The sequence below is a fragment of the Rhodococcus sp. YH1 genome, from assembly GCF_009939605.1.
In the GTDB taxonomy this organism is placed as follows: Bacteria; Actinomycetota; Actinomycetes; order Mycobacteriales; family Mycobacteriaceae; genus Rhodococcus; species Rhodococcus aetherivorans.
On sequence record NZ_WVTE01000025.1, the window covers coordinates 1 to 17642 of the forward strand.

6 protein-coding genes and 1 pseudogene are annotated in these 17642 nt (G+C 73.2%); 5 read left to right on the forward strand and 2 right to left on the reverse strand.

What is annotated here, in order from left to right:
- On the forward strand, positions 1-11547 hold an 11547-nt coding region (locus AIIKEEIJ_RS02990; RefSeq protein WP_161994901.1), incomplete at its 5' end, for a non-ribosomal peptide synthetase.
- A 223-nt stretch (positions 11548-11770) separates the two neighbouring features.
- Here AIIKEEIJ_RS02990 and AIIKEEIJ_RS02995 read toward each other — a convergent pair.
- Positions 11771-12124, reverse strand: coding sequence for a VOC family protein (locus AIIKEEIJ_RS02995; protein WP_029543805.1), 354 nt, complete (start codon positions 12122-12124; stop codon positions 11771-11773).
- A gap of 215 nt (positions 12125-12339) precedes the next feature.
- Here AIIKEEIJ_RS02995 and AIIKEEIJ_RS33900 point away from each other — a divergent pair.
- From AIIKEEIJ_RS33900 to AIIKEEIJ_RS03015, 4 genes and pseudogenes are all read left to right on the forward strand, one after another.
- Positions 12340-12708 (forward strand): annotated as a pseudogene (locus tag AIIKEEIJ_RS33900) (HNH endonuclease).
- A gap of 1134 nt (positions 12709-13842) precedes the next feature.
- Entirely contained in the window at positions 13843-14295 is a 453-nt protein-coding gene (gene soxR, locus AIIKEEIJ_RS03005; protein WP_006936821.1) for a redox-sensitive transcriptional activator SoxR, read from the forward strand.
- Positions 14296-14418: 123 nt separating this feature from the next.
- The gene (locus AIIKEEIJ_RS03010) at positions 14419-15450 is read left to right on the forward strand and encodes a tyrosine-type recombinase/integrase (protein WP_006936819.1); all 1032 of its coding nucleotides are present in this window, start codon (positions 14419-14421) and stop codon (positions 15448-15450) included.
- Positions 15451-15596: 146 nt separating this feature from the next.
- The gene (locus tag AIIKEEIJ_RS03015) at positions 15597-16970 is read left to right on the forward strand and encodes an FAD-dependent oxidoreductase (RefSeq protein WP_161994902.1); all 1374 of its coding nucleotides are present in this window, start codon (positions 15597-15599) and stop codon (positions 16968-16970) included.
- 87 nt (positions 16971-17057) lie between these two features.
- Here the strand turns inward: AIIKEEIJ_RS03015 and AIIKEEIJ_RS03020 are convergent, their stop codons facing one another.
- A complete protein-coding gene (locus AIIKEEIJ_RS03020; protein ID WP_006936807.1) occupies positions 17058-17504 on the reverse strand; it encodes a PaaI family thioesterase in 447 nt (148 codons plus the stop codon).
- Positions 17505-17642 lie beyond the last annotated feature (138 nt).

Genomic DNA, 17642 nt, shown 5'->3' on the forward strand with positions numbered 1-17642 from the left:
GAGCTGCCGCAGCGTCTGGCCGCCGAGGTCACGGCCGGGTTCGACGTGGCGGTGCAGGTGCCGGTGCGGGCGCGGTTGTTCGCGCTCGGCGACGGGGAGCACGTGCTGGTGTTCGTGGTGCATCACATCGCGGCGGACGGGGCGTCGATGGCGCCGCTGGCCCGGGATCTGATGACCGCGTACGCCGCCCGCACCCGGGGACAGGAGCCGGCGTGGGCGCCGCTGCCGGTGCAGTACGCCGACTACGCGCTGTGGCAGCGGCAGGTCCTCGGCGATCCGGCCGACCCGGATTCGCTCGCCGCCCGGCAGCTCGAGTTCTGGCGCACCGCCCTGGCCGACCTGCCCGAGATCCTGTCCCTGCCCACCGACCGGCCCCGCCCGCCGCACCAGTCGTTCCGCGGCGCCACCGTCCGCTTCGACGTCGAGCCCGAGCTGCACCGCCGGCTCGCCGACCTCGCAGCCGCCCACGGCGCCACCGTGTTCATGGCCGTGCACGCCGCCCTCGCGGTGCTGCTGGCCCGGCTCTCCGGCAGCGACGACATCGCCGTGGGCACCCCCATCGCCGGCCGCGGGCACCGTGCCCTCGACGATCTGGTCGGCATGTTCGTCAACACCCTGGTGCTGCGCACCCCCGTCGCCCCCGGCCTGCCGTTCGCCGATCACCTCGAACGCACCCGCGAGGTCGACCTCGCCGCCTTCGGGCACGCCGACCTGCCCTTCGAGAAGCTCGTCGACGCCCTCGCCCCCACCCGCGCCACCGACCACGCCCCGCTCGTGCAGGTGGTCCTCGAATTCCAGAACAACGAACGCGCCCACCTCGCCCTGCCCGACCTGACCGTCGACGCCCTCGACGCCGACGCCCCCGTCGCCAAGTTCGACCTGCAGCTGACCATGGGGGAGAACCCGGCCGCCGGCACCGACCCCGCCGGCATGACCGGGGCCTTCACCTACGCCACCGACCTGTTCGACGCCGACACCGTCACCGCGTTCGCCGACCGGTTCCTGCGGGTCCTCACGGCCGTCACCGCCGACCCCGCCCGACCCGTCGGCGACCTCGACCTGCTCGACCCCGCCGAACGGCCCGCCGCCGCGCGACGCCCCGACCCCGACCGGCACGCCGAGACCCTCCCCGCCCTCTTCGCGCGGTCCGTCGCCGCAGCACCCGACACCGTCGCGATCACCGCCCCCACCGACCCGGCCACCCCGGCGCTGACCTACCGCGAACTCGCCGCGCGGGCCCGTCGCCTCGCCCGCGCCCTGATCACGCACGGCGCCGGACCCGACCGGCTCGTCGCCGTCGCCGTGCCCCGCTCGACCGACCTGATCGTCACGCTGCTCGCCGTCCTCGAGACCGGCGCCGGATACCTGCCCGTCGACGTGTCCTACCCGCCGGAACGGCTCGCGTTCCTCTTCGCCGACGCCCGGCCAGTCTGCATCGTCACCACCGGCGCCGACGCCGCCACCCTGCCCGCGGGGGACGCCCCGGTGCTGCTGCTCGACACCCAGGACACCGCCGCCCGGCTCGCGGAACTGCCCGACGGCCCGCTCACCGACGCCGACCGGCTCGGTGTGCTGCACCCCGACCACACCGCCTACGTCATCTACACCTCCGGCTCGACCGGCCGCCCCAAGGGCGTCGTCGTCCCGCACCGCAACGTCGTCACCCTCCTCGCCGAAACCCACGACAGGTTCGGATTCGACGAGCACGACGTGTGGACCATGTTCCACTCGTACGCCTTCGACTTCTCGGTGTGGGAACTGTGGGGCGCACTCGCCTACGGCGGCCGCCTCGTCGTCGTCGACCACCACACCGCCCGCTCCCCGGAGGCATTCCTCGACCTGCTGCGCCGCGAGCACGTCACCGTGCTCAACCAGACACCCACCGCGTTCTACCAGCTGATCGAGGCCGACCGCGCCGCCGGCGAGCACACCCTGTCGCTGCGCTACGTCGTCTTCGGCGGCGAAGCCCTCGACCTCGCCCAGCTCGAACGCTGGTACCGCCGCCACCCGGACACCGCGCCGGTGCTGGTGAACATGTACGGCATCACCGAGACCACCGTGCACGTGACCTTGCAGCCGCTGGACCGGCAGTTCGCCGCGACCGCCTCGGCCAGCGTCATCGGCGACGCCATTCCCGGCCTGACGGTGCACGTCCTCGACCGGCGGCTGCACCCGGTGCCGGCCGGCGTGATCGGCGAGATGTACGTCTCCGGCGGGCAGGCCGCCCGCGGCTATCTCGGCCGCCCCGCCCTGACCGCCGCGCGCTTCGTCGCCGACCCGTTCGGCGGGCCCGGCGCCCGCCTGTACCGCACCGGCGACCTCGCCCGCCGGCGCCGCGACGGCCGGCTCGAATACGTCGGCCGCAGCGACTTCCAGGTGCAGCTGCACGGTTTCCGCATCGAGCTGGGGGAGGTGGAGGCGGCGCTGCTGCGCTGCCCCGGCGTCGCCCGCGCCGTCGTGGTGCTCCACCGCGACGACCGCGCCGCCGACCGCCTCGTCGGGTACGTGGTTCCGGAGACCGCCGCGACCGTGGATGTGGCCGCCACGCTGAACCGGGTCGCCGGTGACCTCGCCGCCTACATGGTCCCGGCCACCCTCGTCGTCCTCGACACCCTGCCGGTCACGGCCACCGGCAAGCTCGACCGCAAGGCCCTGCCCGACCCCGACTTCGGGGCGCTGGCCACCGAGACCCGTGCCCCCGCCGGCCACCTCGAAAAGCAGCTCGTCGAGCTGTTCGCGCAGGTCCTCGGCCTCGAGACGGTCGGAGTGGACGACTCGTTCTTCGCGCTCGGCGGCGACAGCATCATGTCCATCCAGCTGGTCTCGCGCGCCCGGGCCGCCGGGATCGAGCTGACCCCCCGGGATGTGTTCGAACGCAAGACCCCCGCCGCGCTCGCCGCCGTCGCCACCCTCGGCGACGGCCCGGCCGTCCTCGCCGAACTGCCCGGCCGCGGCGTCGGCCCCGTGCCCCTGACCCCGATCGTGCGGTGGATGCTCGAACGCGGCGGCAGCATCGACCGCTACTCCCAGGCCGCGCTGCTGCGGCTGCCCGCCGGCCTGGACCGCGTCACCCTCGCGGCCACGCTGCAGACGGTGCTGGACCGACACGACATGCTCCGCGCCCGCCTCGTCCCCGACGTGGACGACCCCGCCGGGGTCGGCCTGCAGGTCCGCGGTCCCGGCGCGGTCACCGCCGACACGCTCATCCACCGCGTCCCCGTCACCACCGCCGCCGACACCGACGACTTCTTCGCCCTCGCCGCCGCCGAACTCGACGCCGCCGCCGACCGGCTCGACACCGCCGCCGGAATCCTGCTGCAGGCGGTGTGGTTCGACGCCGCCGCCGGCTCCGGGCGTCTGCTGCTGGTCGTACACCACCTCGCCGTCGACGGCGTGTCCTGGCGCATCCTCGTTCCCGACCTCGCGGCCGCGTGGGCCGCCGCCCTCCACGGCACCGCGGTCGAGGAGCCCCCCGCCGGCACCTCCGTGCGGCGCTGGGCGCACGCCCTCGTCGAGGCCGCGCACCGGTCCGACCGCGTCGCCGAACTCGACCGCTGGACCGCGATCCTCGACGGTGACGACCCGCTGCTCGGGGACCGTCCCCTCGACCCGGTCGTCGACACCAACGCCACGGTCCGCACCGTCTCCACCGACCTGCCCGCCGACGTCACCGCCGCGCTGCTGACCGCGGTGCCCGGCGCCTTCCACGGCACCGTCAACGACGGCCTGCTCACCGCCCTGGCACTGGCGGTCACCGCCTGGCGCCGCGACCACGGCACCGACGTGGACGACGTGCTGGTCGGCCTCGAGGGACACGGCCGGGAGACCGCCGTCGCCCCGGGCGCGGACCTGTCCCACACCGTCGGCTGGTTCACCACCATCCATCCGGTCCGGCTCGACCTGAGCGGTGTCGACCTGCCGGACGCGCTGCGCGGCGGCGACGCCGCCGGTGCCGCGATCAAGGCCGTGAAGGAACAGCTCGCCGCCGTCCCCGACCACGGCCTCGGGTTCGGCCTGCTGCGCTACCTCAACGCCGGCACCGCCGTCCGGCTGCGGACCCGCCCCGCCCCGCAGATCAGCTTCAACTACCTCGGCCGCCTCACCCCGGCCCTCACCGAAGCGGACACCCCGTGGCTGCCGGTGGACGCCTTCGACCGCGGCGGCGCCCAGAGCCCGGACATGCCGGCCGCCGCCGCCGTCGACATCAACGCCGTCACCGTGTCCACCCCCGACGGGCCGGTGCTGCGCGCCACCTTCTCCTACCCGCAGCACCTGCTCGCCGACGCCGACGTCGTCGCCCTCACCGACCGGTGGGCGGCCGCGGCCGCCGCCCTGGCCCGGCATGCCCGCGACCCGCACGCCGGCGGCCTGACCCCGTCCGACGTGCCCCTCGTCGCCCTCGACCAGCCCACCCTCGACCGCCTCGAACGCCACTACCGGGCGGCCGGGCACGACACCGGCCTGGCCACCGTGTGGCCCGTCGCCCCGCTGCAGGCGGGGTTGCTGTTCCACGCCCTGCTTTCCGCGCAGTCCGCCGACGCCTACGTCGTGCAACTCGTCCTCGACCTGCACGGCACCGTCGACCCGGACCGGCTGCGCCGCGCCGCGCAGGTGCTGCTCGACCGGCACCCCAACCTGCGGGCCGCGTTCGCCGACGACGGCTCCGGCGGCTTCGTCCAGGTCGTCCCCGCCCGCGTCGAACTGCCCTGGACGGTGCTGGACCTGACCGGCCTCGACGATCCGGACCGTCAGGCGGCGCGCCTGCTCGACGAGGACCGCCGCACCCGATTCGACACCGCCGTCGCCCCGCTGCTGCGCGCCACCCTCGTCCGGGTCGCCGCCGACCGGTACCGGCTGGCCCTGACCAATCACCACATCCTGCTCGACGGCTGGTCCACGCCGCTGCTGGTCAAGGACCTGCTGCTGCTGTATGCCACCGACGGCGACACCGCCGCCCTCGACCGGCCCCGCAGCTACGGCGACTATCTGCAGTGGCTGGCCGGGCAGGACCCCGACACCGCCGCGGACGCCTGGGCCCACACCCTCGCCGGTCTCGACGAGCCCACCCTGCTCGCCCCCGCGCACCGCCCCGGCCGCACCGCCGCGGTCTCGCAGGACCTCGACCTGGACCTGCCGTCCGGTCTCGCCGCGCGCCTCGACGCCGTCGCCACCGACCGAGGCGTGACCGTCAACACCGTGGTGCAGACCGCGTGGGCGCTCGTGCTCGGCGCGCTGACCGGCCGCCACGACGTCGTCTTCGGCGCCACCGTCTCCGGCCGACCCCCACAGGTCGCCGGCATCGAGTCGATGGTCGGGCTGTTCATCAACACCGTCCCCGTCCGGGTCACCGTGCGGCCCGCCGAGACCCTCGGCGCCCTGCTCGACCGGGTGCAGGCCGAGCAGGCGGCCATGCTCGACCACCACCACATCGGTCTGAGCGCCATCGAACGCCGCGTCGGCGCCGCCGCCGGCTTCGACACCCTCACCGTGTTCGAGTCCTATCCGGTGGACCGGGCCGGGTTGACCGAGGACACCGACATCGCCGGGATGCGGGTGGCCGGCATCAGCGGCCACGACGCCGCGCACTACCCGCTGAGCATCGTCGCGCACCCGGCCGGCACCGGCGACACCGCGACCCTGCACCTGCGGCTGAAGTACCTGCCCGAGGTGTTCGACCGCCCGGCCGTCGAGACCGTCGCCCGCCGCCTCGAGCGGGCCCTGACCACCCTGGCCACCGATCTCGACGCCCCGGCCGCGGCCGTCGACGTGCTCCTCGACGACGAACGCGCCGTCCTCGCCCCGGTCCGCGGTCCCGCCGGCGGCACCACCCGCACCCTGCCGGAGCTGTTCACCGCGACCGCCGCCGCCCATCCGGACGCCGTCGCGATCGTCGACGGCGCCGCCCGGTGGACCTACCGCCGGCTCGACGAATGGTCCACCCGCGCCGCCCGCGTCCTGCTCGACCTCGGCGTGGGTCCGGAAACCTTCGTGGCCCTGGGGATTTCGCGATCGTTGCACTCGGTGGCCGCGATGTGGGCGGTCACCAAGACCGGCGCCGCGTTCGTGCCCGTCGACCCGAACTATCCCACCGACCGCATCGCCTTCATGCTCGCCGACAGCGGCGCCACCCTCGGCGTGACCACCGCCGCGCACCGCGACACGCTGCCGGACACCGCCCGCTGGCTCACCGTCGACACCGACGCCTTCGCCGCCCGGCTCGCCGACGCCTCGACCGACCCGATCGGCGACGCCGACCGCCGCAGCCCGCTGCGCCTGGACCACCCCGCCTACCTCATCTACACCTCCGGCTCCACCGGCCGCCCGAAGGGCGTGGTGACCACCCACCGCAGCCTCGAGAACTTCGCCCTCGACCAGCGCAGCCGGTTCGGCGCCGGCCCCGGCGCGACCGTCATGCACTTCTCCTCGCCGAGCTTCGACGCCTCGATCTTCGAATACCTGCTCGCGTTCGGTTCCGGTGCCACCCTGGCGGTCGTACCGCCCACCGTGTACGGCGGCGACGAACTCGCCCGCGTCCTACGCGCGCACGGCGTCACCCACGGCTTCATCACCCCCGCCGCCCTGGCCTCCCTGCCCCCCGACAACCTCGACGCCTTCGCCGAGCTCGCCGTCGGCGGCGAGGCATGGCCGTCGGAACTGCGCGACACCTGGGCGCCCGGCCGGCGCCTGGTCAACGCCTACGGCCCCACCGAAACCACGATCATGGCCGCCATCAGCGCCCCGATGACCGTCGCCGGCCCCATCACGCTCGGCGGCCCGCTGCGCGGCGTCCGCGCCCTCGTCCTCGACGCCGCCCTGCGCCCCGTGCCCGCCGGCGTCGCGGGCGAGCTGTACCTCGGCGGCCTCGGCCTGGCCCGCGGCTACCACGCCCGCCCCGACCTGACGGCCGGCCGGTTCGTCGCGGATCCGTTCGGGGCGCCGGGGGAGCGGCTGTACCGCACCGGCGACGTGGTGCGCTGGACCGACGCCCTCGAACTCGAATACGTGGGCCGCTCCGACTTCCAGGTCAAGGTCCGCGGCTTCCGCATCGAACTCGGCGAGATCGACGCCGCGCTGTGCAGCCACCCGGGCGTCGCATTCGCCGCGACCCTCGGCCACACCGCCCCGTCGGGGGAGACCGTGCTCGTCGCCTACGTCCTGCCCACCCCCGGACACGACATCGACGCCGACGCCCTGCGCGCGCACGTCGGCGACCGGCTGCCGGCGCACATGGTGCCCGCCGCGGTCGTCGTCCTCGACGAGATCCCCCTCACCCCGGTCGGCAAGCTCGACCGCCGCGCCCTGCCCGCACCGGACCTGTCCGGCGGCAGCGGCGACTACGTCCCACCCGCCGGCGCACTCGAAACCGCCGTCGCCGGGGTGTTCGCCGACGTCCTCGGCCTCGACCGGGTCTCGGTCACCGACAGCTTCTTCGACATCGGCGGCAACTCCCTCGTCGCGACCCGCGCCGCCTCCCGTCTCGGCGCCGCCCTCGGGGTCGACCTCGGGGTGCGGGCCCTGTTCGAGGCCCCCACCGTCCGCGCCCTCGCCGCCCGCCTCGCCGAAACCCCGGGCGCCGAACCCGCCATCGGCACCGGACCGGCCCGGCGCCCGCGTCCCGACCGCATCCCGCTGTCCCCGGCCCAGCAGCGCATGTGGTTCGTCAACCAGTTCGACACCAGCTCCCCGGCCTACAACATCCCGCTCGCGATCCGGCTGACCGGCCATCTGTCCGTCGCCGCGCTCGACACCGCCGTCCGCGACGTCCTGGCCCGGCACGAGAGCCTGCGTACCGTCTACCCGGCCGGCCCCACCGGGCCCGTGCAGCGGATCCTCGACGCCGACGACGTCGGCCTCACCGTCGACGTCGTGCCCGCCACCGAGGACACCGTCGTCACCGCCGCCGGAGAGTTCGCCGCCACCGGATTCGACGTCACCGTCGATGTGCCGCTACGGGCGCGGGTGTACACCCTCGGCCGCGACGACCATCTCGCCGTCCTCGTCGTCCACCACATCGCCGCCGACGGCTTCTCCACCGCCCCCCTGGCCCGCGACCTGATGACCGCCTACCAAGCCCGCACCCGCGGCGACGCCCCCGCCTGGGCGCCGCTCGAGGTGCAGTACGCCGACTACACCCTCTGGCAGCTCGGCCGCCTCGGCGACGCCGACACCCCCGGCTCCCTCGCCGCCACCCAGCTCGACTACTGGCGCACCACCCTCGCCGGCCTGCCCGAGGTCCTCACCCTCCCCACCGACCGGCCGCGGCCCGCGCAACGGTCCTTCCGCGGCGACGTCGTCCGCTTCCCGATCGACGCCGCCCTGCACGACCGCCTGACCCGCCTCGCCCACGCCCACGGCACCACCGTGTTCATGGCCGTCCACGCCGCCCTCGCGGTGCTGCTGGCCCGGCTCTCCGGCAGCGACGACATCGCCGTGGGCACCCCCATCGCCGGCCGCGGGCACCGTGCCCTCGACGACGTCGTCGGCATGTTCGTCAACACCCTCGTGCTGCGCACCCGCGTCCCCGGGCAGATCACCTACACCGACCTGCTCACCGACGTCACCACCACCGACCTCGACGCCTTCGCCCACGCCGACGTCCCCTTCGAACAGGTCGTCGACGCCGTCGACCCCGCCCGCTCCACCGCCCACGCGCCGCTGTTCCAGGTCTCCCTCGAATTCCAGAACACCGAACGCCCCCGCCTGGAACTGCCGCACCTGACCGTCACCGGCCTGCCCCTGGATCCGACGGTGGCCAACTTCGACCTCGAACTGTTGCTCGGCGAGAACCACGACGACACCGGCGCCCCCACCGGCTTCGACGCCGCCCTCGTCTACGCCACCGACCTGTTCGACGCCGACACCGTCGCCGCCGTCGCCGACCGGTTCGTCCGCCTCCTCGACGCCGTCACCGGCGCCCCCGACACCCCCGTCGGCGACCTCGACCTCGTCACCGCCGACGAGACCCGCGCCCTGGTCCCCGCGCACGGCCCGCACACCCTCGGCACCCGGCTGTGGCCACAGATCCTCGCCGACGCCGTCGCCGTCGATCCCGACGCCCTCGCCGTCGTCGACGGGCCCCGCCGCGCCACCTACCGCGATCTCGACGCCCACTCGAGCCGCCTCGCCCGGATGCTCGTCGACTACGGCGTCGGCCCCGAGACCGTCGTCGCCCTCGGCCTGCCCCGCAGCCTCGACTCCGTGACCGCGCTGTGGGCCGTGACCAAGACCGGCGCCGCCTTCGTGCCCGTCGACCCGAGCTACCCCCGCGACCGCATCGAATACATGCTCGCCGACAGCGGCGCCGCCCTCGGCCTCACCGTCACCGCCCACCGCGACGGGCTGCCCGCCACCGTGCCGTGGTTCGCCCTCGACTCCGCCACCACCGTCGCCGAACTCGCGCCGTACCCGCCCGAACCCCCGACCGACACCGACCGCACCGCGCCCCTCGAACCCGACCATCCCGCCTACCTGATCTACACCTCCGGTTCGACCGGCCGGCCCAAGGGCGTCGTGCTCACCCACCGCGGCCTGTCCGACCTCGCCGTCGAGGAACACCTCCACCTCGACGTCCGGCCCGGCAGCCGCGTCTCGCACCTGGCCTCACCGAGCTTCGACGCCTCGGTGTTCGAACAGATGATGGCCCTCTCGGCCGGCGCCACCCTCGTGATCGTGCCGCCGACCGTGTACGGCGGCGACGAACTCGCCGACGTCCTGCACACCGAACAGGTCACCCACGCGTTCATCACGCCCACCGCGCTGGCCTCCCTCGACCCGGACGCCGTCGACAGCCTGGAGGTGCTCCTCGTCGCCGGCGAGGCGTGCCCACCCGAACTCGTCGCCCGCTGGGCCCCCGGCCGCCGCATGGTCGACGCCTACGGCCCCACCGAGGCGACCATCATGACCTCCGTCAGCGACCCCCTGACCCCGGGCGAACCCGTCACCATCGGCCGGCCGACCCGCGCCTTCCACGCCGTCGTCCTCGACACCCGGCTGCGCCCCGTGCCCGTCGGCGTCGCCGGCGAACTGTATGTCGCCGGGCCGGGCCTCGCGCGCGGCTACCACGCCCGACCCGACCTGACCGCCGCGCGCTTCGTCGCCGACCCGTTCGGGGTGCCGGGGGAGCGGATGTACCGCACCGGCGACGTCGTGCGCTGGACCAAGGAGCACGACCTCGAGTACGTCGGCCGCTCCGACTTCCAGGTCAAGGTCCGCGGCTTCCGCATCGAACTCGCCGAGATCGACGCCGCACTCACCGGACACCGGGACGTGGCGTTCGCCCACACCATCGGCCACACCGCCCCGTCGGGGGAGACCGTCCTCGTCTCCTACGTGCTGCCCGCCCCCGGCACCGCCCCCGGCCCCGCCGACATCAGAAAGCATGTGTCGCAACACCTTCCGGCGCACATGGTGCCCACGGCCGTGATCGTGCTCGACAGGATCCCGCTCACGCCCGCCGGCAAACTGGACCGGCGCGCCCTGCCGGAGCCGGACTTCTCGGCGCTCGGCGGCGCCTACCGCGCCCCGGCCACGGACCTCGAGCGCACCGTGGTGGGGGTGTTCGTCGAGCATCTCGGCCTCGACCGGGTCTCGGTCGACGACAACTTCTTCGACCTCGGCGGCACCTCGCTGCTCGCCACCCGGATGCTGCCGGCGCTCGGCGAACGTCTCGGCCGTCCGGTCCCGCTGCAGTCGATCTTCGTCCATCCGACCCCCGCCGGCCTCGCCGCCCACCTCGGCGGCCCGCAGGAACGCACCGGCATCGACGAGGCCCTGCAGGTGCTCGTGCCGCTACGTGAAGGCACCGGCGCACCGCTGTTCTGCCTCCACCCGGCCGCCGGCCTGTCGTGGGCGTACGCGCCGCTCGCACAACGCATCGGCGGCGACCGGCCGGTCTACGGGCTGCAGCTGCCCACTCTCAGCGGCGGCCCCGCCCCGGAGTCCGTCACCGCGCTGGCCCAGCGGTACGTCGAGGAGATCCGGCGCATCCAGCCCCACGGCCCCTACCACCTGCTCGGCTGGTCGCTGGGCGGCGTCGTCGCCCACGCGGTCGCCGTGGACCTGCGCCGGGCGGGGGAGCGCGTGGACACCCTGGCCCTGCTCGACAGCCACCTCAGCGTCCGGGGCGCCGGGTCGGTCGGGGTCCGCGACATGCTCCGCGACCTCGGCGTGCCGGTCGACGCCGAGCAGGACCCGACCTACGACCAGGCGTCGGCGCTCCTCGACGCCGCGCTCGGCGGCGGCACCGGCCTGACCGCCGCGCACCTCGAGCGGATCCACCGCGGCTCGGCCGCCGCGTTGCGGGCCGCCCGCCGGCACACGCCCGCCACCTTCGACGGGGACGTGCTGTTCTTCACCGCCACCCGGTCCGCGGCACCGGCGCCGGCGGTCGCGGCCTGGCACAACGTGGTGTCGGGGGAGATCCACCAGTACCGGATCGACTGCGACCACCACGAGATGGTGGCCCCGCACGCGGTCGAGGCGATCGTGCGGGTCCTGTCGGCGCGGCTGGCGGACACCGCGATCACCGGCGCGGGCCCGCGGGGCTGAGGCCACCGCCCGGCACATCGGGGCGGACCGGATCGACCTCCCGGTCCATAACGTCAGAAGGCGACCGCGCTTGCGCGGCCGCCACGTCCCGGCGATCTCGCCCTCGATGAGCACTGCGCGCGGCCCTGACGAGCTGCCACCGGCCCCTCCGGTCATATATCCGATCCGGCGCGTCGACCCAGAACAGGTCGGCACGCGGCGGGGACGTGGGGTCTGCGACCGATCACCGCCCGAGCGGGCTGTAGAAGACCAACCCGTTGCCCTTGTTGTCGTACACCACGGCGCGGCGCTCGTGCGCGTCGTCGTACGGGCCCTTCACGATGCCGCCGCCGGCTTCTTCGATGGCCTTCGCGGCGGCGTCCACGTCGGCGGTCTTGATGCCGACGACCACCTGGCCGTGGATCGGATGGTCGATTGCGGTCGCGAGTGCGAGGGTGACCCCGCCACCGTCGAGGGCCGCGAAATGAGCGCCGTCGCGGAACTTCAACGCCATGCCCAGGGTCTCGTTGTAGAACTTGATCGACTCGTCGAGATCGTCGGTCGACAGCACGATCATCTTCACTTCATGGCCGCTCACGAAAGTCCTCCTTCGGCGAATGTCCGGAAAGCCTAACGGGATCGACACCAGGGCAGCGAGAGTCGATCGTCCCTTCGAGCGCCGCCGGTCGACCCCTCCCAGTCCGATTTTTGTCACAGTGACGTATCAGGGTCGATGAATTTTGTGCGGCGCGAGGGGAGGGGAGGCGGTTCGAGGCCGGCGGTGTCGGCAGCGCCGCTGGTTACCATCGACGAGTGGACCGTGCCGCCAGACTCGTGCTCGCTGTCGACCGTCAGGGCGGCCGATGCCTGTGGTGCGGCAGACGGTTCGGGCCCCTGGTACCACCGACCACCGAACACCTCGTGCCGTGAGTCAAAGGCGGTCCCAGCATCGCCGCCAACGAGGCTGCCGCGTGCCCGCGGTGCAACGCGGATCGCGGACACATGGGCCCGATCGACTGGCTCGCACAGTGCCGACACCGACACGGATGGACCCCTCAGGCGAGTCTGCTGGCAACGCTGCTGAACGAGTTGAACCTCGAATTCGACAGCGCGGGTGGACATCGCCGCGCCAAGCGCTACCTGTCCGGCCAGCTGCGGCGTTGCCGACCCGGCGACTGCTGAGGGACGCTGACCGGGGATTCACCCCAGCAATCGTCACTGTGACGAATTCCTTCGCGAGAGGCCCGCAGGGGGGCGAGGGCACGCCACGCCGGAGCACGTGGTCGATTGCTGATCCCGGGGTGGCATCCGGCCGCTCGGCGGCAGGCACGTCCGGGCTCTGGGCGGCGCGGTTCGGCAGCGAGCCCGCGATACAAAGTGCCCGACGTTGCGCCGCGACGCCGAAAGCCGAGCAGATGAACGTCGTCACGACGGGCAGGCTCGCGACATCCTCGACACCCGACCGGATCCCGCGTCGGCGAAAAGGCTGGTCACGGCCGGTACCCTTATTGCCGATAATCCACATTATGTCAACTAACGGATCGGAGAACTCCCCACCGGGATCGAATACAGCGCCGAGGTGGTCCACGCCCCGCGTCGCGACGGCGGAGGGCGATCGAGCAGACGGCGGATTGGATCCGCTCCGGCAGCGCCGGGAACGGCGGGCCGCCCCACGGAACGGCCGGTGCGCTGCTGCGACGTTCTTCGGCGCGACGGCCGATCGCCACATACGGGATCACGACATCTCGCAGACGATCCGACCTGCCGTGAAGATATACCGCACGGACCCGTCCCGACGCCCCTGCGGCGCGCGACGTTCGGCATGGACGAGGCCTCCTCCCCGATGCCCGAGCACCCCGATGCCCGAGCACCCCGACGGCCGGGAATGTCCCGCGCCGCCGGCGACCGGCCGGCATGCCCGGCCCCACGGCGCACCGCGTCGATCCTCTCGTCGGGGTCGGCGCCGCACTCCTCGTCATTTATAATAACGATTATGATGGATAATCACCGTTATCCATCATGCGCGGCAGAGGTCGCGGCGGGACGCTCCCGGATGCCGGCGGAACGCCGCCGTGTGGGCAATCCCGGGGTCGCCGCCCTCCTCCCTTGCGCCCCGGGCGCGACGAACCGGCCCGCGTGCGGGTGAGCGCCGGGAAGGCAACCCTCGCGCTCGTCCCCGGGCGGCGATACGTCTCGCCCACCCCTCCCGTCCCGGACCTCTCCCCGCACGGCACCCCCTTCCGCGTCGACGTAGATTCGGGTTCGACAGGTATGGTCGGTTCCGCCGGGCCGGCCCGGGGTACGGGAGGGACGTCGATGCGGCCGAGCGTGTGGTTGACCCCGGGCGAGCTGTCCGCCCGCTCCGGGGTGGCGGTGTCCGCGCTGCACTACTACGAGGCCCGCGGCCTGATCGACAGCAGGCGCACCTCCGGGAACCGGCGCACCTACCGGCGCGACACGCTGCGTCGCCTGGCGTTCATCCGGGTCGCCCAGGGCGTCGGAGTCTCCCTCGACGAGATCCGGGAGGCGCTCGATTCGTTGCCGGACAGCCGGGTGCCCACCGCCGCGGACTGGGCCCGGCTGTCGCGGCAGTGGCACGACCGGCTCACCGAGCGGATCGAGGCGCTCACCGCCCTGCGGGACAGTTTCACCGACTGCATCGGTTGCGGCTGCCTGAGCCTGGCCTCGTGTCCGCTGGCCAACCCCGGCGACGTGCTGGGAGCGCAGGGGCCGGGACCGCACCGGCTCGGCAGGTCCGTGCCCCGATAGGAGTCCGGCACCCGCGCCCCGCCTCGGGTCCCCACTCCCCTTTCCTGTTGTCACACCGTTCCCGTCGGTCCCGGATGTCACACTGGTATCGCACAGGTGTACGACCGGTACGTGAGGAGGGGCATGACGAGCCGGGTGGATCCGGGGTTGCTGGACTGGGTCGCCGCGTATCTCGAGACGTTGCAGACGGCGAAGCGGTCGGCGCACACCGTCAAGGCGTACCGACTGGATCTGCAGGCGGTGTGCGAGGAACTCGGCGTCAAGCTCTCGGTCGCCCCGGAGGACCTGTGCGTGCAGGACATCACGATCCGGGCGATGCGCTCGGCGTTCGCCGCGTTCGCGCGGGAGCGGCAACCGGCGTCGGTGCGGCGGGCCTGGTCGGTGTGGAACAGCTTCTGCAACTTCCTCGTCTCCGAGGGGGTGTCGGAGGGCAACCCGATGGCGTCGATCGCCCAGCCGAAGCGGCCGCAGCACACCCCGAAGTCGTTCACGCCCAAGGCGATCGGTCAACTCGTCGACACCCTCACCGTCGAGGCGCAGCGCCCCGCCGCCTCGGGCCGGGAGTGGCCTCAGCGCGATCTGGCGCTCATCGCGACCCTGTTGCTGACCGGCATCCGCTCGGAGGAGCTGATCCGCCTCGATCTCGGCAGCGTTCTCGGCGGCACCGAGGCGCCCGTGCTGCGGGTGATGGGCAAGGGATCGGTGGAACGGCGGATTCCGCTCGAGGAGAGCTGGACGGCGATCGTCTCCGGGTACCTCGAGGAGCGCTACACGCGGTTCCCCCCGTCCCAGCGGTCCCGGCGCGGCGACGACGAGACGCCGGCGGTGTGGGAGCGCTATCCCCCGTCCGATCCGTTGTTCGTCGGCGCCGACGGCCGGCGCATCACCCGCGGCACGCTGCAGTACCGGGTGCGGCGGATGTACCGGATGGCGGGCATCGAGGGTGAGCGCAAGCGGGGCGCCCTCGCGCACGCGCTGCGGCACACCTTCGCCACCAGTCTGGCCGACGGCGGCGCGACGATGGTGGAACTGCAGCAGTTGCTCGGACACCGGTCGCTGCAGACCGTGCAGATCTATACGTCGGCGACGGACGACGCGGTCCGGCACGCCGCGCGGCACAATCCGGTCTACGGGCTGCTCGACCGGCGCGAGTGAGGCCCGGCGCGCGGGGGCCGGCCGGTGGCGGGACGCGTAAGCCTGTGGTGAGCGGGTATTGCTGACAGACTGGGGGCGGCGCGGGAGCCCCGTCGCTCGTCCCCCCACCGGTTGCCCGGTCGACCCGAGACATCGAGGAGCACGGAATGAGCATCCAGTCGGTTGAGCCACGTCGTCACCATGTCGTGGTGATCGGATCCGGATTCGGGGGCCTGTTCGCCACCAAGGCCCTCGCACGTGCCGACGTGGACGTCACCGTCGTCGCTCGGACCACGCACCACCTCTTCCAGCCGCTGCTGTACCAGGTGGCGACGGGCATCCTGTCGGTGGGCGACATCGCGCCCCCGACCCGCCTGGTGCTGCGCAAGCAGAAGAACGCGCAGGTGCTGCTCGGCGACGTCGAGTCGATCGATCTGACGCAGCAGACCGTCACGTCCCGGTTCCTCGAGCACGAGACGGTGACGCCGTTCGACAGCCTGATCGTCGCCGCCGGTGCCGGGCAGTCGTATTTCGGCAACGACCAGTTCGCCGAGTTCGCGCCCGGCATGAAGACGATCGACGACGCGCTCGAGCTGCGCGGCCGGATCCTCGGGGCGTTCGAGCAGGCGGAACTGTCCGAGGATCCGGCCGAGCAGCGGCAGCTGCTCACGTTCGTGGTGGTCGGGGCGGGCCCCACGGGGGTGGAACTCGCCGGGCAGATCGCGGAGCTGTCCCATCACACGCTCCGGGGCGCGTTCCGCACCATCGATCCGTCGTCGGCGCGGGTGGTGCTGCTCGACGGGGCACCGGACGTGCTGCCGGTGTACGGGGGCAAGCTCAGCGCCAAGGCCCGTCAGACCCTCGAGAAGCTCGGCGTGGAGATCCAGCTCAACGCGATGGTCACCGACGTGGACGCGACGGGCCTGACGATCAGGGAGAAGGACGGCACCGAGCGCCGGATCGAATCGCAGTGCAAGGTGTGGTCGGCGGGCGTGTCGGCGAGCCCGCTGGGCCGGCAGCTCGCCGAGCAGTCCGGCGCCGAGGTCGACCGGGCGGGCCGGGTCCAGGTGAATCCGGACCTGTCGCTGCCCGGTCACCCGAACGTGTTCGTCATCGGCGACATGATGTCGTTGGACAAGCTGCCCGGCCTGGCGCAGGTGGCGATGCAGGGCGGTAAGTACGCGGCGCGGCAGATCGTGGCGGGCCTGTCCGGTCACAGTCCGGCCGAACGCAAGCCGTTCAAGTACTTCGACAAGGGTTCGATGGCCACGATCAGCCGGTTCAGCGCGGTCGCGAAGGTCGGCAAGCTCGAGATCAGCGGGTTCGTCGGCTGGGTGGCCTGGCTGGGGATCCACCTGCTGTACCTGGTGGGGTTCTCGAACAAGCTGTCGACCCTGCTGTCGTGGGCCACGACGTTCCTGACCCGGGGCCGCAACGAGATGGCCTCGACGGAGCAGCAGGTGTTCGCCCGCAACGCGATCGATCGGCTGCAGCGGCACACCGAGGAGACCGAACGCGGCAGCCGCCGCGCCGCGGGCTGAGACGCGGCCGCCGCCGCGCCGCGGGCTGAGACGCGGCCGCCGCCGCGCCGCGGACTGAGGCCGGTTCCGGCGGCCCCACCGCTGTGGTCAGCCCCCCAGGGCGTCGGGATCGAGGATGTTGGCGAGGCGCACCTGCCCGTGGGCGACGGTGCGGTCCTGTTCGTCGGTGATGGCGACCTGCCACAGCTGCTGGCTGCGCCCGCGCTGGATGGGGGTGGCGGTGGCGGTGAGCACACCCTCGCGGGTGGCGCGGATGAAGTCGGTGTTGTTGTTCACCCCCACCACCTTGCCGCGGTCGCCGAGCCAGATGCTGCCGGCAAAGCTGGCGACGGACTCGACGACCGCGCAGTAGACGCCGCCGTGGACGATGCCGAACGGCTGGTGCTGGGTCGGGGTGACGGTCCAGTGCGCGCGGACCCGGTCCGGGCCGAGTTCGGTGAACTCGAGGCCGAGGACGGAGCCGAAGCCGTTGTTGTGCTGTTCGGTGACGGCCGCGGGGTCGGTCAGGTGCTCCTGCGTGGGCAGATCGGTCATGTGTCACTCCGTCCGGGTCGTGCCAGCTCCCTGGCGCGGGCCCGGCGGCGGTCGCCGGGTCTGGAAGGGATGCTAGGACATCGCCGGTGGCACGCAGTGCCGGGACGAGCCGGCGGGCCTCGCGTCGTGGACGCGAGG